This is a genomic window from Agrobacterium vitis (genome assembly GCF_013426735.1).
Lineage (GTDB): Bacteria > Pseudomonadota > Alphaproteobacteria > Rhizobiales > Rhizobiaceae > Allorhizobium > Allorhizobium vitis_D.
Genome location: NZ_AP023274.1, coordinates 364399 through 388523, shown reverse-complemented (window position 1 = coordinate 388523; position 24125 = coordinate 364399). Strand labels below are relative to the sequence as shown.

The window sequence follows — 24125 nt, the reverse complement described above, 5'->3', positions numbered from 1 at the left end:
CATTGAAATTATAAAGGACAGGATAAACCGGCCGCACGGCTAGCAAGTGTTATTTTACCCAATTTTACACATCCCTGACGGCACTTAACATTCACATCTTTAAAGATCGGTCCGCACGATTGCGAAACCAGGGCCGGATCTGATGACGCCAGCACATGACAATGCACTTCAACCGAACAGTATGCGGCATGGCAAATGGTGGCTCAGTCTGATTGTCGTACCCTTGTCGGCCTGCGTGGCGGTGACCCAGTCAAATGTGGATATTTCCAAATTGGCAGACCGCTGGCATGCGACGTTGCCGCATTCGGGCAGCACCGCACAGCTGGTTGATTGGTGGAACACCTTTAATGATCCTGCCCTCTCAGAGCTTTTGCGCACCGCCGAAGCCAACAGCCCCACCCTTGAATCCGCAGTTGCCGAGATTGAAGAAGCCCGCGCCACCTTGGCCTCATCAAAGGCAGACTATTTCCCATCCCTGACCGGTTCCGGTTCCTATGACCGTTCTGGAACGAGGGGATCAAGAGCCAGCCGCGTTTCCCCCTCCACCACGGGTACCGGAGAGCTGGATGCCTCGTGGGAGCTGGATTTTTTCGGCAAGACGCGCAACACCGTCGAGGCCGCCCGCCAGCGCGTGGCCGAAGAAACGGCAGACTGGTATGATGCGCGCGTCACACTTGCCGCTGAAGTTGCCGATGACTACGTGCAATACAGGGGATGTCGGCAGTTGCAGGGCATTTATGCAGCCGAGCTGGTTTCTCAACGCGATACTGTCAAGGCAACGGAGGTTTCCACCGCATCCGGATTGAAATCGACCTCCGATCTCGCCCTGATCAAAGCAAGTGCGGCGAGCACGTCTTCGTCCCTGAAGTCACAGGTGGCGGATTGCGAGGTTCTGATCAAATCGATTACCGAACTCGTTGCCGTTGATGAAGGCAAAGTGCGCGATATTCTCAATAAAAGCTCGTCGAAAATACCCCGCCCTGCAAAACTGTCCGTTGATGCAATACCAGTCAATGTTATCCGGCAAAGACCGGATGTGAACGCGCTGGAAAAAGAAGCCGCCGCCTCGCTTGCCGATGTCGCAACGGCCAAAGCCGATCTTTACCCAAGCTTTTCTCTGAGCGGCACGCTGACGGCGAGCCATTCGACATCCAGCGGAACAAGCCTGCCGTGGTCCTTTGGGCCAGCCGTTTCAATCCCGATTTTTGACGGCGGATCGCTTCGCGCCACCGTCAAATACAAGGAAGCGGCCTATAAGGCTGCCATTGCGAGTTATAAGTCCGGTGTTCTGACGGCCATCAACGCCGTGGAAACGGCGATGGTGAATGTCGATAGCACAGAGCGTCAGATTGGTGATGCTGTGGTCGCGGCAAAGAACTACCGGGCGTATTTCAAAGCCATAGACACCAATTGGAAGGCGGGCGGGGCAAGTGTTCTCGACCGCGAAGATGCGCGCCGCGAATTGCAGGCCGCCGAGTTAACGCTTGTGGAAAATCAACGCGATGCCGTGCGTGATTGGATCGCTCTTTACAAGGCGATGGGCGGCGGCTGGACCCCGAATGCAACGGGCGGCGTGATGGCAAGTGACGTAGATGCCAAAGGAGTAAAACAGTGAGTTCAGTTTTCCGCAGTGCGGGGTTGGTTGTTGTGTCGGTGGCGTGTCTTGGCGTGCCATCTATGGGCTTTTCCAAGACCGAGCAAGCGCAAACCACGCAGTCTGCGGCGCTGACAGTGTCCGTTACCACACCGCAAACATTGCAATGGGCAGACACGATTGCGGTCAGCGGCTGGTTGGCGGCGTGGCAGGAAGCAATTGTTGCAGCCGAAACCGGCTCTTTAAAAATCACGGATATTCTGGTTGATATCGGCTCTGTGGTGCAGAAAGGCGATGTGCTGGCGAGATTGTCAGATGCAAGCGCCATCGCCGATGTTCACAAGCAGGAAGCGGCTGTCGCCTCTGCCAAGGCCACGCTCGCCAAAGCGAAAGCCGATAGCCTGCGGGCAAAAAAGGTCACGGGTTCTGGCGCGTTGTCCGATCAGGACACCCTTGGCTATTACATCACCGAACAGACAGATGCAGCCGATCTCGCGTCTGATGAAGCCTCGCTTGAATCAAGCAAGATCACGCTTGCGCAGACAACGATAACAGCACCCGACAGCGGCATTGTTTCATCGCGTTCCGCCGATCTTGGCAATGTGGTTTCAGCCGGAACCGAGCTGTTTCGCCTCGTGCGTCAAGGACGCATTGAGTGGCAGGCAGAAGTTCCGTCCTATCAACTGCCGCGCATCCATCCCGGTGCCAAGGCCATCATTCATGATCCATCGGGCCATGATCAATCAGGCAAGAGCTTTGAAGGAACTGTCCGCCTTGTCAGCCCGATTGTCAGCAATGACACGGGACGCGGCACGATCTATGTGACCCTTCCAAATGATCCTGATATCCGGGTTGGCCTCTACGAATCCGGCACCATTGAGCTTGCCGTCACGCCCGCGCTCACCCTGCCCGAAACCGCTTTGGTTTACAGTGACGGCATCAATTACGTCTTCAGGGTCAACGCCGATAACCGGGTTACGCGCTTGCGCGTCGACATTGGCCGACGCAATAACGGCCGGGTTGAAATCCTTTCAGGGATTGATGCTCACGCACAGATTGTGGAAGCAGGGGGGGCCTTCCTGTCCGACAATGATCTCGTGCTTGTGAAGGCCGCCACCAAATGAATATTTCAGCTTTTTCCATCCGCAATCCGGTTCCAGCCATTCTCCTGTTTGCACTCATGACCGTTTGCGGCTTGATTGCCTTCGAGAAACTCAAGATTCAGCAGTTTCCGGACATGGACCTGCCGACAATCAAGATCAGCGCGACACTGGATGGCACCGCGCCATCGCAACTTGAAACCGAAGTTGCCCGCAAGATCGAAGACAAGCTGGCAACCCTCAACAAGCTGGACCATATCACCACGACAATCACCGACGGCTCCGTCTCGATCAGCGTCTCCTTCAGTCTGGAAAAAGACGGGGAACAGGCGCTGAATGAAGTTCGCAACGCGGTGGATAGCGTCACCGATCTGCCATCGGCGATGCAAACACCCAGCGTCTCGCGGGTCACGGTGCAATCGTCGGTGCTACAAACCTATGCGGTGCGATCAACCAAGCTGAATGAAACGGAACTGTCGTGGTTCGTTGACAATGATATGACCAAGGCTTTGCTGAAAGCCCAAGGCGTCGGAGAGGTTGATCGTTTTGGCGGTGTGGACCGCGAAATTCATGTCGATATCAACCCGGACTTGCTGACTTCATTTGGTGTGACGGCGGCGGACGTGTCATCCCAGCTGAAATTGGTGCAGGAAAATGCCTCCGGCGGGCGTGGAGATTTGAACGGGCTGCATCAGACAGTGCGCACATTGGGGGCCGTCAACTCCGTCAAAGACATTGCAGCACTTTCAATTCCGTTTTCCAATGGCAAGAGTGTGCGTCTCGACCAGATCGCCAAGGTGACGGATGGCTTTTCCGAACGTTCATCGCTTGCTTATATGGGGCAGACGCCGGTGATTGCCGTTGAGGTCAAGCGCAGCAACGGCTATTCCGATACGGGTGTCGCCACCGACCTGACGCGGGTGATGGCAGCATTTGCAGCCGAGCATCCCGAAGTCGAAATTGTGCAGGCCTACACCACGGTTCAGCCAACAATCGACAATTATGAAGCGTCGATGCACATGCTGTACGAGGGAGCGGCGCTGGCGATTGTCGTGGTGTTTCTCTTCCTGCGCGATTTTCGGGCAACCCTTCTTTCTGCTGTGGCTTTGCCGCTCTCCATCATTCCGACATTCCTGGTGATCTATCTGGCGAATTTCAGCCTCAATACGATTTCGCTGCTTTCGATTTCGCTGGTGGTGGGGATTCTCGTTGACGACGCAATCGTCGAGGTTGAAAATATCGAGCGACATCTGCGCATGGGCAAAAAACCCTTTGATGCCGCCATGGAGGCCGCCGACGAAATCGGCCTTGCGGTGATTGCAACCACATTCACGCTGGTTGCGGTTTTTCTGCCAACCGCGTTCATGGCCGGGATTCCCGGGTTGATCTTCAAGCAGTTCGGCGTCACCGCCGCCGTCGCGGTGCTGGCATCGCTGATGGTTGCGCGTTTTCTAACGCCGATGATGGCTGCTTACATGATGAAGGCGACGCCGAAAGTGGAAGTGGATGGGGTCATTATGAAGACCTATCTCTCCATTGTGCGCGCATGCCTGCGCCACCGTTTTCTGACCAGTCTTGGCATTATCGTCTTTCTTGTCGTGTCACTTTCGGCAGTGTCTCTGCTGAAGACCGGCTTCTTTCCCGCCTCTGACAACGCACAGACGCAAGTGACATTGACAATGCCGCCGGGATCAGAGCTTTCCGACACGGAAGCCATGTCGCTGAAAGCCGTAAAACTGATTTCAGGCCTTGAAAACATCAAGCGCGTGTTCACTGTCGTCGGCTCCACCACAAGTGGCGGCGGTGCCGATAGCAGCACAACCAGTGACGTGACAACCGCCACATTGGTGGTTGATCTTACCCCAATCAATGATCGAAAACTGAAGCAATCGCAAATCGAGCAACAGATGCGCGATGCCTTGCAGCAGCTTGCTGGTGTACGTGTCGAAGTTGGCAACGGCGGCAATGGCACCGAGCTGCAGCTGACGCTGGCAAGCGATGATCCGATCCTTCTCGATCAGACCGCTGCTGTTGTGGGAGAACAATTGCATGGCTTGAAAGGCATTGGCGGCATTACATCCAGCGCAGCCAGACAGGCCCCCGAAATTCAGATCAGCCCGAATTTTGCCCGTGCGGCGGCTTTGGGTATCACCTCGGATACAATTGCGGATGTTGTGCGCGTGGCAACCGATGGCGACTATTCCACATCACGGTCCAAGTTCAATCTTCCGCAGCGGCAGATCGATATCCGTGTTCGGCTTGATCCGAAATATATTCGCAACCTTGATGCTATCTCGCAACTGCAACTCTCCGGGACGAACGGCAAAGTATCACTCGGCGCGATTGCCGGAATCCGGATCGGGGGCAGCCCCTCGGAGATTGATCGGATCGATAGATCCCGCAACATTACCTTCACCATTCAGTTGAATGGCCGTGCCTTGGGAGATGTCAACAAAGAGGCGATGGCGTTGCCGGGCTTGAGCCACCTTCCGCCGGGGGTGCATGTTGTGCAGCAGGGCGAGCTTGAGCGGATGTCGGAATTGTTCACCAGCTTTGCCTTGGCCATGGGCATCGGTATCTTCTGCATTTATGCGGTGCTGGTGTTGTTGTTCCATGATTTCATGCAGCCAGCGACAATCCTGATGGCACTTCCCCTCTCGCTTGGCGGCGCACTCTTTCCGTTGATTGCCACAGGCACGAGTTTCTCCATGCCCGCCGTCATTGGCCTGTTGATGCTGATGGGCATTGTCAGCAAGAATTCAATTTTGCTGGTGGAATATGCCATCATGGCGCGACGCAATGGCATGGACCGCTACGAGGCGCTTATCGATGCCTGCCACAAGCGCGCCCGACCCATCGTGATGACAACCATCGCCATGGGCGCTGGCATGGCCCCCGTTGCACTGAGCCTCAGCGGCGGCGATACGAGTTTTCGCCAACCCATGTCCATCGTTGTGATTGGCGGTTTGCTCACATCCACCGTTCTGAGCCTATTGGTGATCCCCGTCATTTTCACCTTTGTTGATGACCTGCTGGGTCTTGTCAAACGGCCCTTCGTGAAGAGCCAAAAGGATATTGCAGATGGGGAATCCGTGAACGGCTGATGGTTTCGATTCGGTTGATTGGCTGTGTCCTGGCACTCTAACGGAGGTGAGCGACAACGACAGATGCCTGTGTCGCCAAGTTTGACAGGAGTTGCACGCTCGCGGTCAGCAGCACTTGCGCTCCTGCGACAGAATCCGCAGGTTTGACATACTCTTCTTCGTTATGGCTCAATCCGTCTCGGCATGGGGTGAAAATCATCGCAGAGGGTGCGACATGATTGATGAAGAGTGCATCGTGAAAAGCGCCGGACACCATGGATTTATGGGCAAAACCAGCCTTAACAACCGCACCCTCCAGTATGGTAACCAGATGATCTGGGAAACGCGCTGGAGCCATGTCGAAAAGCAGTTCCATTTCGAGATCACATCCATTCTTCCCGGCATGATCCTGCAGGACCTTGCGTATCTTCGCTTCAATCAGATCCAGTTGGTCACCATTGGGGTGGCGGATATCCAGCGAAAACGTCACCGCTGCCGGAATGGCATTGATGGCCCCCGGCTCCAGCGAAAACCGGCCGACTGTCAGGCGTGATTGGGCATCCCCCGGCATGATGTCATTATAAAGCACGTTCAAGCCGGAGACGGCGGCGCGCATGGGGTCTTTGCGATAGGACAATGCTGTGGTGCCTGCATGGGCAGTCTGGCCCGAAATGGTCACCTGAAGCCAGCGGGTGCCCTGAATGCCTGTGACGATGCCGATGGGCAGATCCTCTTTTTCCAAGGATGGGCCTTGCTCGATATGCACTTCAAGATAAGCAAACACCGGAAAGCCCAGCGGCCTCATGGCCGCGCCTTGCAAATCATCAAGCGTTGCTGTCAAGTCATCGGAAAACAGCGCGCCATCCGTTGCCCGCGCCATAGACCATGCGGCGGGAATGGCACCCTGCGAAAAGGCCATGGACCCCATGCATCCGGGTGAAAAACGGCAGCCCTCTTCATTGGTGAAGGCAACAACCTCGACAGGCCTGACGGTGTCTATGCCATTGTCTTCCAATGTTTCCAAAACTTCGAAGGCGCAGAGTGTGCCCAGCGCACCATCAAACCGCCCGCCAGAGGGCTGGCTGTCGAGATGGCTGCCGATCAGCAGCGGCGGCAAATCCGGGTTCTGGCCCTCGCGGCGCAAGAACAGATTGGCGATCGGATCTTGATAGACGGAAAATCCACGCGCCCGGCCGAGATCGGCCAGCAATTGCCGCGCCTGACGATCAAGCGCCGTCAGGGCCTGCCGATTAACACCGCCTTTGGGCGTTGCGCCAATCGCGGCAAATTGGTCCAATCGGGCCAAAAGCCGCTTGCCATTGACCTCTAACAGTCCTTCACCCGCCTGTGCCATGGTATTTACGCCTTCAAGCCAGGCTGGGCCGCCGCCACGAAAGCTTTGACCCGTTCGATATCGACCGGATTCCACCAGACATCGCCATGTTTGAGTGATGAAGCGACGATAACCCCGTTGGTGCGTTTCAGGATCTCGACGATATTGTCCTTGGAAACACCCGAACCAACCAAAAGGGGCAGATGCGTCGCCGCTCCGATCTCTTCAATCTCCTCCATGGTCGCGGAATTGCCGGTGCGCTGGCCGGTGGCAATCACCGCATCGGCATCGAAAAACGCAAGGTCACGGGTCAATTCCTGAATGGTGCGGTCGGCAGTGATGGCGTGGGCGCCGTGCTTGACATGGCTATCGGCAAACACCTTGATATGCTCTGCCCGCAGCATGGAACGGTAGCGCATGGCCTCCGCCGCTCGTCCCTCCATGAAGCCTTCATTGGCGACATAGGCATTGGCCCATTGGTTGACCCGCACGAATTTTGCCCCGCCCGCCATGGCAATGGCAAAGGCCGGAATGGGTGCATTGGCCAGCACATTGATGCCAAGCGGAACTCCAACTGAGCGGCAAATGCGGTCGGTAACAACGCTCATGAAAGCAGATGTTTCCGGCCCAATGTCATCCGGCTTGGAAAAGGGAATGTCGCCGTGGTTTTCAATGATCAGTCCATGCATTCCGCCCTCGATCAGGGCCTCGGCATCAAGCATACAGGCATCGTAAATCTCAGTCATGCTCGCGCCGCGATAACGCGGCGCACCGGGAAAGGCCGGGCAATGGATCATGCCGATCAGCGCCTTGTCGCGCCCGAAAATTTCTCGCATAGTGCTTGATGTGTTGTCGGATATATTCAGCATTTCTCATTTCCTTTTGAAAGCCTGCCATGCGTGTTGAAAGTCTGTGATGCGTGCCTGGGTCGTCGGTAATGTCGCAATCGATGAAATCATGTCCGTACCGACCATGCCAGAGGCCGGGGCGTCGATTTTTGGCCAGCAGCAAAGCACGGATCTGGGTGGCAAAGGCGCCAACCAGGCGATTGTTCTGGGCCGCGCCGGTTTGGACACCACGCTGATTGCCGCTGTCGGCAACGACCTTCGCGCCTCGATGATCCGGCAGAGCCTGTCGCTGGAGCCGATCGATACCCGCTTGATCGAGCTTGTCGATAAAGCCAGCGATATCTCGATGATCTTCACCACGCCGGATGGCGAAAATGCCATCATCACCACAACAGACTGTGCCACCAGCCTCCGGCCCGAGCATGTTACCAGTGCCTTACAGGCGGCAAAACCCGGCGATCTGGCCATTCTCCAAGGCAATCTCACCGATGACACCACGGCTGCCCTCCTACACGAGGCCAAACGCTGCGGCCTGATCACCGCCTTCAACCCATCACCGCTGCGGCCCGGCTTTGCCGCCCTTTGGTCGCTGATCGACATTGCATTTTTGAACCAGGGCGAAGCCGATAAGCTGACAGGTGAAAGCGGCGAAGCCGCCACCCAAAGCTTGCGTGATGCCGGTGTTGGTACCGTCATCATCACACTTGGCGGCAAGGGTGCAATCTTGGCGGATCGCACCGGCACCACCACAATCCCAGCCGTTCCATCCGTTGCTGTTGACACCACAGGTGCAGGCGACACGTTCATGGCGGTTGCGCTTGCATCCAGCCGTTTGCGCCATGTCATGCCCGATTGCTTGGCGCTGCGCCATGCAGCACAGGCCGCCAGCATCACCGTCAGTCGCCGGGGAACCCGGTCTGCGTTTCCATCACAGACCGAGTTGGCAGCTATCCTCGCCACGTGAAAGCATCACCGTGCTTGCGTCATCCAGCCGAGAATGTTCTTCCACAGCTTGCCATAGCCTTCCCATTCACAAAACGCAGGCGAGAGCCAATGAGGGCCGATATCCGAGGTCCAGGCCACGGTGCGACCCTTGCCAAACGTGCCGGTGACCAGTAGCGGATGGCTGCCCTGATCCTTCGGCAGACGCACGATGACCTCCGCACCCTCGCGCACCTCAACCTCGTTGACACCGAGCAGCAAAGGCCATTCACCGGTCAAGCCGGCAACTGTTGGGTGGTCGGGCTTGATCACATCGGCACTGGAGCCTTCCGGAATTTCCACCCGGTCATCATAGGGCAGGCAGGTGACGGGCAGCACGTCTTCCACCGGCGTGCGACGCCAGCGGGCCTTGCCGTCAATGCCCTGGAACGAGAAATAGCCGCCAACCATCAGCAGGTTGCCGCCCTTTTCCACCCAGGCCTTGATCAGCTTCAGGCGGTTGGGAACGGTCTTGGAATGCAGCCACACAGCAGGCGGCAGCAGCAGGGAATTGGCCCCGATGTCCGAGAGAATAATGACATCATAGGCATCGAGACCGGCCATCTCGAAGGGGAATTTTTCCACGGCTTCATGGGCAGGCATATAGGTCAGCTCAAATTCGCTGCCCTCCAGCGCTTTCACCAGCGGCTCCGCGCCCAGATGAAAGGTGACGCTGCCGAATTGGTCAAAACCTTTGTAATGGGTGGCGGAGCTGACCCAGCTTTCACCCACGAGGAGAATTTTCTTTGTCATGATTGTGTTCCTTATCTGTGCAACAGGTCTCAGGCGGCAGCCTGAAAGACCGAACGGGGATTGCCCCGCATGAGGGTGGTGAGAGCGTCAGCACCGAGGCCATGACGCTGGAGGCGCGGCAAGAAATGCTGCAAAATATAGGCATAGCCATTGCCGCCATAGCGGCTGAGCATCATCTTCAAAAACACATCATGGGAGAGCAGGATGCGGTCGAGATGGCCCATCTCCACCAGCTTGACGATGGCGCGGGCGGCATCCTCATCGCTGGGGCATTGCACCTGCTGATCGGCGTAGAAAAAATCCATGCCGATCATGTCATATTCAATGAAGGCACCCCGGCTGGCCAGTTCGTCTTGATAGGTCAGATCATCATGGGATGGGTTCATGTGGCACAGCACCGTGTGGCGCAGGTCTGCCCCTTCTTCGGCAGCTATATCCAGCACTTTGTGACCCAGCCGATACCAGCCCGGCAGATGCACCATCAGCGGCAGGCCGGTGCGTAGCTGCGCCTGGGCTGCGGCCCGCAGTGACTTTTCTTCCTCAGCGGTGAAATCAGAGGAGACGCCAATTTCCCCAATCAGGCCGATTTTGACATCGGTGCCATCGACGCCAACCAGCGCTTCCTGCACGATTTCATTGGCTATGGCCTCCACCGTCATCTCCGCCACCTTGGCGGGGTGGGATGAGGCCAGATAATAGCCTGCGCCCATCACAATATTCAGCCCGGAGGCCTTGGCAATACGGCGCAGCGCCAGAGGATTTCGGCCAATGCCCTGACAGGTTGGCTCCACCACAGTCTTGCCACCCGCTTTGGCAAAATCCATCAGCTCGGTGATCGCCAAAGGCTCATCATCCAGCGTGATATTGTGCTTGTTGACGAAGGGGTCCTGGCGCAATTCGCCCAGAATTTCCATACAGACAAAGCCTTCCGCCAGATATTGCCTATCAGGCGTTTTGGGCTGATGCCACCAGCAACGGCAATCATTGAGGATATGCTCGTGCATCAAGGTTACGCCCATCTCGTCCACGCCGATGGGGCCGGCCACCGTCATCACTTTGCCGGAGCGGATATGAGCCTCAGAGAGTTCACGGGTCATATCTCACCCCTTCTTCGCCGCGCCAAAGCGGAAGTTTGCGGAAAAGATCCGGGTGTTCAGCCAGATCGCCACCAGAATGATCGCACCCGTGACAATCTGCGTGAAAAACGGCGAGATATGCATGAGGATCAGGCCGTTGCCGATCACCGCAATGGTCATGGTGCCCAGCAGCGTTCCCAGCATCGTGCCGCGCCCGCCCGTCAGCGACGTGCCACCCAGAACCACGGCAGCAATCACCTGCAATTCAAAGCCGACGGCGGCGTTGGAAGAGCCGGAGCCAAGACGCGCGGCAATCAACAATCCGGCAAGGGCGCAAGCCACGCCCGACACCAGATAGACGGAAGCGACAATCCACTTGGCGGGCATGCCCACCCGGCGCGCGGCTTCCAGATTGGAGCCGACGGCCACCACCTGACGTCCGTATTTGGTCGAAGTGACCAGCACAAACCCAAACACAGTCACGGCAATGGCTATCAGGGCCGGAACCGGAAGGCTCAAGAACTCGCCACGACCCAGCGTGAAGAAGCCCGGCACCTCATTGATCGGAATGGAATAGCCTTGCGTGATGTAGAGCGCCACACCGCGCAAGATCGACAGGCCCGCCAGTGTGACAATAAAAGCCGGAATGCCCTGATAGGCAATGAACCACCCCTGGATCAGGCCGATCACGCCACCAAGCACCAGCATCAGCAGCACGGCCAAGGGCCATGACAGGCCGGTTGCCAGCACAATCGCCACCGTTGCATTGATCAGCGCCACCAGCGAGCCAACGGAAAGATCGATGCCGCCGGTAACAATCACCAGTGTCATGGCAACCGCAACAATCAGAATGGGAGCAGCTTGTCGCACCACGTTGAGAATATTGCCCAGTGTGAGAAACGTATCGGTCGTGATCGAGAAAAACACCATGCAGGCGAAGAAGAAGATCGCAATCGACAGAACCTGGGCATTCTCGGTGATAAAGTCTGCGAAGGGCGAGCCTTTGGCGCGTTCAGTATAGGCGGTCAATGTCTTTCCCCCCCGACGATCAATTTCACCAGATCTTCAAGGTTGGTGCTGCCAATCTGCCGTTCGGCCACTTTCGTACCCTCATACATTACAGCAATGCGGTCGCAGACGCGAAACAGGTCCTGCAGGCGATGGGTGATCAACACCACGGATACGCCTCGAGCCTTGACGCGGTTGATCAGTGCCAGCACCGCTTCCACTTCCGCCACGGCCAGCGCCGAGGTCGGCTCATCCATGATCAGCACTTTGGGGTTGAACGACGCCGCACGGGCAATGGCAATTGCCTGCCGCTGGCCGCCCGACAATTTCTCAACCTTGGCAGTGAGGCGCGGAATGCGGATTTCCAGCGCATCCAGCATCTTGCGGGCTTCCACCAGCATCCGGGCGCGATCCAGAAACGGGCCTTTGGTCAATTCCCGGCCCAGAAACAGGTTGCCAACCACATCAATATGGTCACACAGGCTCAAGTCCTGAAATACCATCTCGATATTGCGCGAACGCGCCTCAGCGGGACCGGAAAACCGCACCGCCTCGCCATCCAGCGTTATGGTGCCATTATCGGGGATGTAGGTGCCGGAGATCACTTTGGTGAGCGTTGATTTCCCTGCCGCATTGTCGCCGACCAGACCCAAGCATTCGCCGGGAAACAGATCGAGATCAACACCACGCAGCGCCTGATGCGAGCCAAAGGTTTTGCGGATACCACGAAGCGAAATCCGGGGTTCACGCGCACCGCCTTCTCCGGGTTGCCGGGGGAGATCAACTCCCCCGGCTCCAGGGACAGCGGTTGGGAGCTGTCCACCGGAAATCATTTGAACACGGCCCGGTAAGGCTCAACATTGGCCTTGGTGACGATGGTGACAGGCACGGCAATGGTCTTTTCAACCGCGCCACCGTCAGCAATGGTCTTCAGCGCTTTCACAGCCGCTTCACCCATGGCTGCCGGGTCCTGCTGGATCACGGCTGCAACATAACCGGCGTCAATACCGGCAATGGCCTGAGCGGTCAGATCCCAGCCAAACACTTTGATGCTGTCCTGCTTGCTCTGGCTTTGCACGGCAGCAACGGCACCCAGCAGCGCGGGCTCGCCGGTGGCATAGATCGCCGTCATGTCCGGGTTGCCGGTGATCAGGTTTTCAGCCGCTGCCAGCGCATTGTCCTGGACGTTCTGGCCATCAACCACACCTGCTGACGTGATGCCGGAGACGCCCTTGATGGTGTCTTCGAAGCCCTTCTGGCGGATATTCTGGATGAAGGAGTTCAACGCGCCGACAACTCCCAGCTTGGCTTTGCCACCCATGTCCTTATTGACGTAATCGACGAAGAATTTGCCAATATCGGCACCCGCCTTGGCGTTATCGACGCCGATCTGTGCCTTCTGGGGGCCAGCAGGCAGAATGCTGTCGATGGCGACCACCGGAATGCCTGCATCCGCTGCCTGTTTGACCGCTGGCATAATGCCGTTGACGTCGATGGCCACAACGGCAATGCCGTCCACCTTCTGCTGAATATAGGTCTCGATGGCGCTGTTTTGGGCCGCAGGGTCATTGTTGGCATTGAAGATTACCAGTTTTGCGCCAGCCGCATCAGCGGCCTTCTGTGCACCCTGATTGATCTGGTTGAAAAACAGTGCCTGTTGATTGATCTGCACCAGCGCAAAGGTTTTTTGCGCGGCATTGGCAATTCCTGCCGTCAGGCAAAGGCCGGTGAGGGCCGTGACAGCCAAGGCTGCATTGATGGTTCTACGTGTGAAAGTCCGGGTCATCATTCCATCCTCTGGTTAGATTTGCCCATTGCTTTTGTTATTTCGCAGGCGGTGCAACGGAGTTCCGCACGACGATTTCCACTGGCAGCAATTCCTCCGATGCTTTCGCAGGCTGTTGCCAATCCGTATCGAGAAGCAGCGAAAGAGCGCGGCTTCCCATTCCCCGCACCGGCTGACGGATGGCCGTCAACGGCGGGGCAAAAAGATGCAAAGGTCCAACATCATCGAAGCCGATGACGGAAATCTGCTCAGGAATGGAGATCCCTTCCGCTCGCAGCACTTCAATGACACCGATGGCGATTTCGTCAGAGCTGGCGAAAATTGCGGTCGCCTCGCGGCTTCCCGCCAGAAAACGCCGCGCCGCCTGCCTGCCAAACTCTGCGGTATAATCGCCGCAATAGCGCTCAATCACCGCATTCTCACCGTGCTTGGCGCGCATGGCGGCTTCAAAGCCGGTAAAGCGGCGCTCGGTGCTGATCATCACATCCGGCCCGCCAATATAGAGAACATGCCGATGGCCAAAACCGGCCAGATGCTGCCCGGCCAGTTCTCCGCCTTGCCGGTTGTCACAAAACAGCTTTGGCACCGTCGCATCCGGCACGTCTTCATCGACCACAACCACTTTTCCGGTGCGATTGATGATCGCCGCCAGCTCACCCTGGTCAGGGTGATTGGTGATAAAGATCAGGCCATCCACATGGTTGCGCTCCAGCAGACTGAGATATGCCATTTCGCGGCCCGGGCGATTTAGCGTGGCATAGAGCGACAGCGCCAAACCGCGCAGATCCGCTTCCTCTTCAACGGCGGCCACCAGAGTTGCAAAGAACGGATTGGCAATATCCGGCACCACAAGACCGATGGTGTCCGAGCGGCCACGGCTGAGACGTCTTGCATGCGGATTTGGCTGATATTTGAGCGCGACAATGGCGTCTTCAATCCGCTTGCGCGTCTCGCCGGGGAGATCAAGCGAGCCATTCAGCATGCGCGACACGGTGGTCACCGACACGCCAGCGGCGGCGGCAACATCCTTTAGCCCAGTGACCCGTTCCTTGACCATATCCACCCTGTAAAGCGGTTTAGTAAAACGCTTTACAAAGTTCACATAACCCTGCACTTTTTGTCAAGCAACCATAAGACTATTTTTTAGTCGGCGGCGAATGTCGCATAAAATGTAAGCGAAAAATTCTCTCTATCGTTTCAATGAACACCCTTTTATGGCGGTAAAATCCGGGGTCGCGTCGCCTTAATTTACAATCTGAGAAAGGTGGCGTCGCCTTAACCGAGCACAGCATGCGATCGTTGCTTCGGCGTAAATATCAAGCTTTGATTGACAAGGCGATCTATCTGGCTCTGATGATGTAACCGCTCTCCTGTGTGGACCCATGGAGACCCACCTTCGCACATTGAGGTCGTCGGAGGGCGGTTACATCATCAGAGCAAGCTGAGTGCCGTTCGTCGTCAATGTCAGTTCTTGTAGCGGACCGCCTTGCAAATTGCGTCCCAACGAGCGGATTAAGTCGATGATACCCTTACGAACGAGAGGTTCACCACCCGTGAGACGGATCCGCGTGACGCCGGATCGGATGAAGGCAACCGCAAGACGTTCCAGCTCATCAATCGACAGCACATCACGCTTCGGCATGAATGTCATGTTTTCCGGCATGCAATACATGCAGCGTAGATCGCAACGATCGGTCACTGAAAGACGTAGATAAGTTACGCGGCGACCGAACCGGTCGATCAGACCACACGAAGGCAAGGCAGTCCCGCGGGTCAGCATGCTGTGCGCCTCTTTGTGACGACAGAAATCATCTGGTCGACAGACAAAAATTTTTCTCGGGGCTTTCCAGCAAGACGGCCTTGCTCCAATTCCGCAGCATCGATAGCCTGCCACGACGCGAAATCGATGTGGACACCATGCTTACCGGCCAGCCTTGCGATCAAGGCATCGGCATCCGCGAGCACGCGATGATCATTGCTGGAAATATCGGCAAGAACATGCTGCACTGTTTCGACTGCGCATGCCCTGTTGGTACCAATCGTGCCTTGTGGGCCGCGCTTGCTCCACCCACAAACATAGGTCGCTTGATGAGGGCCTCGTCCTGCTACATTGGCATGAACGCCCCTCGCCTCGTCATAGGCAACGCCCGGAACGGGCGCAGACCGTCTGCCGATGCTGGAAAATACGAGACCGCAGTCGATGGAAACCGGCATAGACCTATCGCCGGATAGGCTGGAGCCTCGGCTGAATACCATCCGCTCAACCCGCTCTCTTCCCTCGATAGCGTGCGGCTGCAGATGGAACCGGAACACGCAACACCGCTTCCGATCCGAGATCTGCGTCGAGAACGATGCCAGCATGCTGACAGCTGCCCTTTTCTCAGCGTCAATGCCATCAGGCAAAGCGGCGACATCCGGCACCGGATCGTCCGGATCAAGGACGGGGTCGCAGTCCGAGAGCATGCTGAACTCCTGCAATTCCTTGGCCGAAAAGCGCGTTTCGAGCAGGCCACGACGCCCGACGACCTGCACCTCGCGGATCTTGCTTTCGGCTAAGGCCTCCAGCGCATGGGCCGCGATGTCGCTATGACGCAACTCGTCGGTCGTCTTCAGCAGGATGCGGGCAATATCGAGAGCGACATTTCCATGTCCGACAATCACCGCACGCTCACCGGAGAGGTCGAAGCAGCAATCGCGATAGTCAGGGTGACCGTTATACCAGCCGACGAAATCGCTAGCCTGGTGGCTTCCCGGCAGGCTCTCGCCAGGAATACCCATCTTTCGACCTAACGCAGCACCCGTCGCAAGAATGACGGCATGATAGCAGTCAAACAGCGTGTCTATCGTCACGTCGATCCCCACGTCGATCCCGCCGACAAAGCGGAAGCCGGGCATGCTGGCAATACGATCGAATACGGCGGTCACCTGTTTCAATTTCGGATGATCCGGCGCCACGCCGAACCGCACCAGGCCATAGGGCACCGGCAGCCGCTCGAACATGTCGACTTGAATGTTGATCGGCGCTCTCAACAGAGCTTCGGCGGCGTAGAAGCCGCTTGGGCCTGCACCGACAATGGCGATGCGGAAAGGCGAAGCAGCCTTCGCTGCGGCGGCAATTGTGATGGTCATGATGTCAGAGCCTGCCGTCGCTCCTCAGCCCCTGGCAAGGGCGGCAGCCGACTGGCGACCACCGGCGTTTCTGCAGCGCGGCGACGATTGATTTCAATCCACTCTTGCTTGTCGGCTGGCAGGAGATAGGACGCATGAATGGCGCCGACGGGGCAAACAGGCGCACAACCACCGCAATCGATGCAGTTATCGGGATCGATATAGGTCATTTCCTCATCGATATGAAAACACTCGACGGGACATACAGTCACGCATTCCGTATAGCGGCATCCGGAGCATTGGTCGGTTACAACATAGGTCATGGTCAGCTTTCATCATATGTGGCAGACGATTTGGTGAACACGCCATCATCCGCCCGGAAAATCTTGAAGGAGTCAGGCCATTGCAACCTGGACCAGCGCATCGGAAAATGTCGGCGCCCGGCCGAGATCGGCATAGGCGGGCGGCGTCACGGCATGCACGGTCGCGCCCTTTCGGTTGGAGCGCTGCCAGTAGCCGGACGGAGCAACCACAACGCCACGCATGACATCGGGCGATAATGTCGCAAATGCCTCGAACATTCCGCGATCATTGAACACGCGGATCGGCGCTCCGGCGATGATACCGCGTTCGCTGGCGTCGTCAGGGTGCAGCAGCACCGCCTGCTCCTCGCCGGCCTGCGCAATCTGCGCCGGCAGATTCCCGTAATTCGAGTTGAGAAAGGCGTGGCTTTTCGGAGAAATCAGGCTGAGCGGATACTGCTGCGCCAGAACCGGATGGGTTGCGGGGCTCTCGTTGGGACGGATGTAATGCGGGAGCGGATCGACCGCTTCGCCCGATTGGTCGCCACCGTAACCCTGCCTGAACAGCGGCGCGACGAAATTGCCGCCTTCGGCGAGGGTTGATTTGAATTCGCATTTGCCCGTAGGTGTCGGAAAATTTCCGTCACGATGCGGCGCCCATCGGTTGGCAGCGGGCATGTTCAATCGCATATATCCCGACTGTTTCAATTGATCGAGCGTGATCCCTTCAAGAACCGGGCTTGCCCAATCCATCGATGCTTCGATCATCTCGTCGTCCGAGCGGAAGAAGAAGGGATCGTCGATGTCCAGTGCGCCGGCAAGGCGCCGGAACAATTCCGTGTTTGAAACCGCCTCGCCGAGCGGTTCGATCGCTGGATTGTTGTAGGACAGATAGAGATGGCCCCAGGAGAACATGATGTCCTTCTGTTCCAGTTGCGTGGTCGCTGGCAAAAGGATATCAGCATATCTGGCGGTGTCGGTGATGAAATGCTCGCTGACGACGGTGAATAGATCGTCCCGCCCCAGCCCCTGTTCCAGCTTTTCCTGTTCGGTGACCATGGCCATGGGATTGGCATTGTATACGAACAAGGCACGGATCGGAGGGTCCAGTTCAAGAGCGCCCGTCAGCGCCTGGCCAAGGCGCCAGGAATTGATCACCCGCATCTTCTCAGGCTGGAGATCGGGACGCATCAGCCCGCCCCAGTTTACCGGAAAGGCCCAGATCGGCAATTGCAGTAGCCCCCCGCCGACATGTTTCCATGCACCGATCAACGCTGGCAGGCAGGCAATGGCACGAACCGTCTGGCCACCACCAGCATGACGTTCCACCGCCACCCCAATCCGCACGACCGCCGCAGGCGTGGTCGCGTATTCGCGAGCCAGTTTCAGGATGTCATCAACGGGAATGCCGGTTTCCAAAGAGGCGAATTCCGGTGTGTATTCCGCCACCCGCTCAACCAGTTCGTCATATCCCAGCGTGTGCTTGTCTACATAGTCCCGATCCACCAGATTTTCCGTGATGATGACGTGCATCATGGCCATGGCCAGTGCCCCATCCGTGCCGGGCCGGATCGGAATGTGCCAGTCGGCAAGCCGCGCAGTGCGGGTACGCACCGGATCGATCACCACAAGTTTAGCACCACTCTTTCGGGCTTCCTCGATGAAGGGCCAATGATGCGAATTGGTACTGAGCGTGTTGCAGGCCCAGAGAATGATATATTTGGAATGAACGAAACTCTCGGGATCGACACCCGGTGTATGCCCAATCGTCATCATATAGGCCGTGCATGAGCCTGAATCACAGAAGGTGCGCTCGCTCACCGAGGCGCCCAGTTTGTTGAACAGAGGATCGCCGACATTGAGGCCATTGAGAATACCCTGCGTGCCAAGATAGCTGTAGGGCAATATCGCCTGAGCGCCATCGGACGCGATGATATCCTTCCAGCGGGTGGCGATCTCTTCGAGCGCGTCATCCCAAGAGATTCGAACGAACTGGCCGCTGCCTTTAGGGCCGACGCGCCGCATCGGGTAAAGCAGGCGCTTATCGCTATAGACCCGATCCTGGTAATTGTTGACCTTCACGCAGAGCCGGCCGCGGGTGAAGGGATGGTCTGGATTGCCCCGCACAGCAAGCGCCTTGCCGTCCTCGACGGTCGTCAGGATCGAGCAGGTATCAGGACAGTCATGCGGACATGCACCTACAACAACAGAACGGGCCATCGCTTTTACCTCGCTTCAACGCTTCGAATGGCGGCATTCTGCTGTAAAATTCAGCCCTCGGCGTTATCCAAAACTGCTTTTTACTGTTCCATTCCTGCGAAAACCCCCTCCTTGGAGGCTGGCGCAAATCTTGCTTGTCTTTTGAGCCATATGTCGCGGCGCCAATCTGAAGGAGAGGCCAAGCCATGCTCGGACATTCCGTCGATAAATATGTGACCGGATCCATGCTGGAGACATCCAATGCCCACGGATGGACCAATATGCTCGCCGAGCGCTGGAGCCATGCGCCGGGTGAACTGCCTTCGCTCGTGCCACGCGAAACCGAAATTGCCATCCTGCTACGCGGTCGATCCGTGGTGGATCGTATCGGCGGCGGCATGCGCCAGTACACCCAGGCGAGACCCGGCACGATCTGGCTCTGTCCTGCAGGGATCGAGGAAGAGTTCATAAACGTCACCGAATCGATCGATGACTGTCTGCACATCTTTCTGTCCGGGCAGCCTTTCGACGAGACAATCCTGCGCGAACACGATATTGATCCAGCCCGCGTGGAACTGCGCTACGAGAGCATCGCCAGCGACCCGTTCATTGAATTCATAGCGACCGAGATCCTCAAGGAAATGGCGGAGGAGAGTCCTGCCGGGCGGTTGCTGATGGAAACCCTGGCCATTTCCCTGTCTGCCCATCTCATCAAGCGGTATTCCGCAACCGACCTTCGTCCAAAACAGCCTTCGGCACAGGATCGGCCGCTAGACCAGAAGCGCCTTTCGCGGGTCAAGGACTATATAGACGCGCATCTGGAAAATGATTTCACGGTTGTCGATCTTGCCACTATTGCCTGCATGAGCGTGGCTCACTTTGCGCGCAGTTTTAGGGCTGCAACCGGCAAGACTCCCCATAATTATGTGAGGGATTTGCGCCTCGAACTCGCAAAACAGCGCCTGACACGCGATGACAGCCATATCGCAGAGATCGCTTTTGCTGCGGGCTTCTCGTCACAGGCCAATTTCACAAAGGCCTTTCGGAGCGCTACCGGCCTCACTCCGGCGAAGTTCCGCGTTATGACAGCTCTTCGAACACCGCAACGGAACAAAAATTAGCCGCTCGTTCGTGAACGGGACAGATTCGCTTACAGGCTTTGGAATTGCTGACACCGCCAGCGAAACCAGACTTCATCGTTGAGCGACAATTCAGATTGTGGGGTAGATGTCCCGCACGTCTCTTCTCGTCGCCCCGAAAAGACGCACGAATAGAGGTATCGTTGGTCAGGGTTGATTGGACCGGAACCACCAACTGCAATCATGGTGTCAGGCAGTCCGGCGCTCACCCGGACAGTATGCGCGACCCGATCCAATCGTTGAAAATCCCGAGTAATATACCGTCAGGGAATACACTCTCCGCAGCCTCACACAAAAGCCGGTCCTGCCCGTCTCGACAGCGCTATTGTTAAGGACCCGTAAGGGCACGGCAAGCAGCCAATGTCGCCCCTCGCGATTGACGGCACATGGCTTTTCCGTCTCAGTTGTCGTGACCTGTTTTTGCCGCCACAAAATATGTTTGCTATCCCAAAAATCCGCTTCCAGATAAGCGAATTTGGCGCATTTCTTGCTTTTCTGTTGTCAGTTTGTGACGTCCCAACAAAGGCAGCACGATATGCATATGAGGTGTTTCGATCTGGGTGAGATCAGGACGGCAGAGCGCTTTAGCTACTGGAGGGACGTTCTGTGCAACGTCTATGTCGCGCTCGACCCAGAAACACCGTCCAAAATGGACTTCCGAGGTGCTGTAACCGATCACCCGTTCGACGAAATCGGCATTTCGAATATCGCGTCCCTGAAACAAACCATTGCACGCACGACAAGCGGCATACGCCGCGACACGAATGCCTATTGTTTCCTCAATCTGCAAGTAGCCGGCACATGCCGCATCCGTCAGGGAAACCGCGATGCCATCACGATGCCCGGGGAGTTCACCATCGTCGATTCGTCCGAACCGTTTCTTCTCGACTATACGAGCGACACTTGGGAACAATATGCGTTCAAGATCCCGAAGCATATGTTTGATTCCCATGTCGGCCACGAATTCGTGGCGCGCACAGTCACGGACCGCACACCCATCGGCAAGGTCGTTGTCGATTTTCTGGCATCCATCGCCCGAAACCCCGAGAATCTGCGCCACAGCTCGATCAACATGACGAAGACAATCATCGACCTTGTCGCCATGTCGCTTCGAGCCTCGACGCCCGAGCGTGACGACGATCGCCGCCGGACCTTCAGGTCACCCCTTCGTCAGTCTGTTCTACGTTATGTCGAGCTTAACTTCGCAGACCCGGAGATCTCACCCGCCAAGGTCGCGGCTCATTTCGGAATATCGATCCGCTACCTGCACAAGCTGCTGGAAGAACACGGCGAAACCTTGGGGCAGATCATCCTGGCAAAGCGCCTCGATCGTTGCGCCTCCGAGCTGCGTAAAGGGACATGCCTGACCATTTCGGAAGCAGCCTTCCGCTGGGGTTTCAACGACATGTCCTATTTCAGCAGAGCCTTCCGGCGACGTTTCGGCGTTGCCCCCCGCGATTACAGGCAATGACCGCAACAAAACCGCAGCTCTGCCGCTGTGCGGCAAAGCTGCGCTAGGCCTGATTATCGTTCAGGCAAATGTCGCGTAAGGCGCCGTCAGAGAACTGTAGGAAGAACTCTTGATGATGCTGTGCAGATTGCGTCGGCGCGCTCCCATGTTGCCGCCGTCATAAAGCGGGAAGCACATCGCATCGTTCATCAGTTCTGCGAGCGGATGCATATCAGTATAACTGTCTACGCCAACAACCCGCATGGCATCGTAGACGACGTCTACGCATGTTTCCGAGCAGAAGACCTTTGTCATCACTGCCAGTTCATGCTCCACCCCTTTGGACTGGTCGTATTGATGGCACGCCTTCCACGTCATGTAACGGCAGGCCTCGATCTTCATCTTCATGTCAGCAAGCATATAGCCGACCGTCGGATATTCGATGATTGGATGTGGCCCGGAGCGGGAGTCGGCACGCGCATATTGCAGGGCATAGTCGTAGGCGGCACGCATGACACCGACGCAGGCCGCACCGATCAGCGCGGCGGTCCAGGCGAAATTCGTGGAAACGATTTTGATTCCGTCACCCGGCTCACCCAGGATGTTGTTTGCCGGCACACGTACATTCTCAAAGGCCATCCGCGGGGAAATCGTTGCCCGGTGGCCGACCGTATCGAGGAGCCCCGTCACCCGAACGCCGGGCGTGTTGCCAGGAACCATGATGACTGCAAGTGATTCTTCGGCGTTCCGTGTCAGATCGGTTCTGCAAACGACCGCATAAAGGTGGCAATTATTGCCGTCCCAGCCGGTACCATTGGTGGTGTAATGCTTTTCGCCATTGATCACCCACTCATCACCTTCCAGGGTAGCGGACGTCTTAACACCGAAACGGGGATCGGGAGAATCGAAATTGGCGCCACCCGTAACTTCCGTGAACGCCAACGCTCCCAGGCGCGTTCCATCCTCGGCAAAATCCGACAGCAATCGCTTTTTCTGCTCTTTGGTTCCGAACATCGCAACCGGCTTGATGCAAAGGCCGCTGCCCAAAAGCGCAGATGGAATGTTGACATCGACCGATGTTAGCTCTTCCGCCGCAAGTGCAAAATCAAGGGTGGGAATTTCTGAGCCGCCCGCTTCCTTAGGAAGGAGAGCGTTGACAAAGCCAGCATGAACGCCCTGTTCAAAGAATGGCTTGATTGCATAGAAGCGTTCATCCGGTCGAGAATATTGGGCGATTGTCTTGCGAACGTCCTTCAGGACTGTGTTGGCAAAGGCACGCGCGCCATCGCGAAGGGCAATCTGGTCCGCATTCAGGTTGAAATCTATACTCATCGAACTTCCCCTTTTGGTTTATTTTTTGACGGACGCTGGCAGCGAGAACCTTCGCCTCCGCATACGTCCATCGAAACCATATTTCCTCCTCAGCCCGGAATCTTGTCTGTCAGCGCCCTAAGGCTTGCACCTGAAGGAACAGTACCCAGAGTGCGAGTTCAGTCATTTCGAAACCGGCTGGAGCAATTGCAGGGATGAATGGCGCAAAGCGGTCGTGGATATCCATAACGAAACCATTATCCCGCCTTCCAAAACGGCAGTTCAAAGCAAGGAACTTTGACATTCAGACCTGACGCAAATGTCGGCGTCCGCGCGCTCAATCGGATGACTGAGCTTGGTCATCAAGAATTCACCTGCAGTGCATGGAAAATCCAAAGGGTTGGGCTACCTCGACTGGAATCTGATCGCTGTAACAACAGACGCCTCCGCGCTTGTTGATCTCACATGGACAGATTACAGATTTCATGGCTGACCGATTTATCAGCCCCGCAGAAGATTCTTTTTTGAGATGGAACTTCATTATGTTTATATAAGGAATATATAATTATAATGGCGGGCTGAACCTTAATCCTGGATTAAACGATGCCGGTTTTTAAATTCTCCAAACGCGTTCGTGAACTGCTGACTGTCCGATCTGATAATCCCGACTTGCTAAAAGCCCAATATCGCGCTTTCTCCAGCCAAATGCCGATGATGTATTTCATCTTGCTATCCAGCAGCTGGGCGTTGGCCATCACGCATTTTCATTCCTCGCCCTTGTATCTTACCGTCGGCTTGCCGCTCCTGTTTACATGTATAGGTGGCTTGCGAATGGCATTTTGGTTGCGAAACCGCAATGTTGATCCGACAACTGAAATGGCTCATGCCGCAATGACGTGCACAAATCGTCTTGCTATTGTCATTGCAATCGCTTTGGCGGCTTGGTGTTACATGTTATTACCTTATGGAGATGAATACGAACGATCTTACGTTTCTTTCTACATGGCAATTACTGGTAATTACCCACCCCTTGCCATTGCTTGAAATTCCTGAA

19 protein-coding genes and 1 pseudogene are annotated in these 24125 nt (G+C 56.5%); 7 read left to right on the top strand and 13 right to left on the bottom strand.

Annotated features, from left to right (window positions below; genetic code table 11):
• Positions 1-142: 142 nt before the first annotated feature.
• From H1Y61_RS23900 to H1Y61_RS23890, 3 genes are all read left to right on the top strand, one after another.
• Positions 143-1615: an efflux transporter outer membrane subunit gene (locus H1Y61_RS23900; protein ID WP_180575340.1), complete on the top strand. Its 1473-nt coding sequence runs from the start codon at positions 143-145 to the stop codon at positions 1613-1615.
• A gap of 62 nt (positions 1616-1677) precedes the next feature.
• A complete protein-coding gene (locus H1Y61_RS23895; RefSeq protein ID WP_180575512.1) occupies positions 1678-2718 on the top strand; it encodes an efflux RND transporter periplasmic adaptor subunit in 1041 nt (346 codons plus the stop codon).
• Entirely contained in the window at positions 2715-5798 is a 3084-nt protein-coding gene (locus H1Y61_RS23890) for an efflux RND transporter permease subunit (protein WP_180575339.1), read from the top strand. Before H1Y61_RS23895 ends, H1Y61_RS23890 begins: the two co-directional genes overlap by 4 nt.
• 37 nt (positions 5799-5835) lie before the next feature.
• On the opposite strand, the gene H1Y61_RS23885 is transcribed toward H1Y61_RS23890, so the two are convergent.
• On the bottom strand, positions 5836-7131 hold the full coding sequence (locus tag H1Y61_RS23885; protein WP_180575338.1) for a Zn-dependent hydrolase: 1296 nt from the start codon (positions 7129-7131) through the stop codon (positions 5836-5838).
• 5 nt (positions 7132-7136) lie between these two features.
• On the bottom strand, positions 7137-7979 hold the full coding sequence (locus H1Y61_RS23880; RefSeq protein ID WP_180575337.1) for a BtpA/SgcQ family protein: 843 nt from the start codon (positions 7977-7979) through the stop codon (positions 7137-7139).
• Positions 7980-8025: 46 nt separating this feature from the next.
• On the opposite strand from H1Y61_RS23880, the gene H1Y61_RS23875 reads away from it, so the two are divergent.
• Positions 8026-8922, top strand: coding sequence for a ribokinase (locus H1Y61_RS23875; RefSeq protein ID WP_180575336.1), 897 nt, complete (start codon positions 8026-8028; stop codon positions 8920-8922).
• Between the two features lie 5 nt (positions 8923-8927).
• On the opposite strand, the gene H1Y61_RS23870 is transcribed toward H1Y61_RS23875, so the two are convergent.
• The 10 genes and pseudogenes from H1Y61_RS23870 to H1Y61_RS23825 form a co-directional block, all read right to left on the bottom strand.
• Positions 8928-9692 (bottom strand): glutamine amidotransferase, encoded by a 765-nt coding sequence (locus H1Y61_RS23870; protein WP_180575335.1) that lies wholly within the window; start codon positions 9690-9692, stop codon positions 8928-8930.
• Positions 9693-9721: 29 nt separating this feature from the next.
• Positions 9722-10789 carry a phosphotriesterase family protein gene (locus tag H1Y61_RS23865; protein WP_180575334.1) on the bottom strand — a complete coding sequence of 356 codons (1068 nt, stop codon included), beginning with the start codon at positions 10787-10789 and terminating at the stop codon, positions 9722-9724.
• Between the two features lie 3 nt (positions 10790-10792).
• Positions 10793-11797: an ABC transporter permease gene (locus tag H1Y61_RS23860; protein ID WP_180575333.1), complete on the bottom strand. Its 1005-nt coding sequence runs from the start codon at positions 11795-11797 to the stop codon at positions 10793-10795.
• Positions 11794-12609: an ATP-binding cassette domain-containing protein gene (locus tag H1Y61_RS23855; RefSeq protein WP_174113670.1), complete on the bottom strand. Its 816-nt coding sequence runs from the start codon at positions 12607-12609 to the stop codon at positions 11794-11796. The genes H1Y61_RS23860 and H1Y61_RS23855 overlap by 4 nt, the downstream gene beginning before the upstream one ends.
• Entirely contained in the window at positions 12606-13562 is a 957-nt protein-coding gene (locus tag H1Y61_RS23850) for a substrate-binding domain-containing protein (RefSeq protein WP_174113686.1), read from the bottom strand. Before H1Y61_RS23850 ends, H1Y61_RS23855 begins: the two co-directional genes overlap by 4 nt.
• Before the next feature lie 37 nt (positions 13563-13599).
• Positions 13600-14619 (bottom strand): LacI family DNA-binding transcriptional regulator, encoded by a 1020-nt coding sequence (locus H1Y61_RS23845; protein WP_174113685.1) that lies wholly within the window; start codon positions 14617-14619, stop codon positions 13600-13602.
• 378 nt (positions 14620-14997) lie between these two features.
• Positions 14998-15342 (bottom strand): annotated as a pseudogene (locus H1Y61_RS23840) (radical SAM protein); the annotation flags it as partial.
• Positions 15336-16691, bottom strand: coding sequence for an FAD-dependent oxidoreductase (locus H1Y61_RS23835; protein ID WP_180575332.1), 1356 nt, complete (start codon positions 16689-16691; stop codon positions 15336-15338). The gene H1Y61_RS23835 and the pseudogene H1Y61_RS23840, both read right to left, overlap by 7 nt.
• Positions 16688-16993 carry a ferredoxin family protein gene (locus tag H1Y61_RS23830; RefSeq protein ID WP_015918666.1) on the bottom strand — a complete coding sequence of 102 codons (306 nt, stop codon included), beginning with the start codon at positions 16991-16993 and terminating at the stop codon, positions 16688-16690. The genes H1Y61_RS23835 and H1Y61_RS23830 overlap by 4 nt, the downstream gene beginning before the upstream one ends.
• Before the next feature lie 72 nt (positions 16994-17065).
• Positions 17066-19192 carry a molybdopterin-containing oxidoreductase family protein gene (locus tag H1Y61_RS23825; protein WP_180575331.1) on the bottom strand — a complete coding sequence of 709 codons (2127 nt, stop codon included), beginning with the start codon at positions 19190-19192 and terminating at the stop codon, positions 17066-17068.
• Between the two features lie 185 nt (positions 19193-19377).
• Between H1Y61_RS23825 and H1Y61_RS23820 the strand changes: the two genes are divergently transcribed.
• Both H1Y61_RS23820 and H1Y61_RS23815 read left to right on the top strand, forming a co-directional pair.
• A complete protein-coding gene (locus tag H1Y61_RS23820; RefSeq protein WP_087730802.1) occupies positions 19378-20292 on the top strand; it encodes an AraC family transcriptional regulator in 915 nt (304 codons plus the stop codon).
• A gap of 493 nt (positions 20293-20785) precedes the next feature.
• Positions 20786-21781, top strand: a complete 996-nt coding sequence (locus tag H1Y61_RS23815; protein ID WP_235680974.1) for a helix-turn-helix domain-containing protein — start codon at positions 20786-20788, stop codon at positions 21779-21781.
• Between the two features lie 60 nt (positions 21782-21841).
• Here H1Y61_RS23815 and H1Y61_RS23810 read toward each other — a convergent pair whose 3' ends face one another.
• Positions 21842-23092: an acyl-CoA dehydrogenase family protein gene (locus H1Y61_RS23810; RefSeq protein WP_174113667.1), complete on the bottom strand. Its 1251-nt coding sequence runs from the start codon at positions 23090-23092 to the stop codon at positions 21842-21844.
• 582 nt (positions 23093-23674) lie between these two features.
• On the opposite strand from H1Y61_RS23810, the gene H1Y61_RS23805 reads away from it, so the two are divergent.
• Positions 23675-24115, top strand: coding sequence for a hypothetical protein (locus tag H1Y61_RS23805; protein WP_180575330.1), 441 nt, complete (start codon positions 23675-23677; stop codon positions 24113-24115).
• Positions 24116-24125 lie beyond the last annotated feature (10 nt).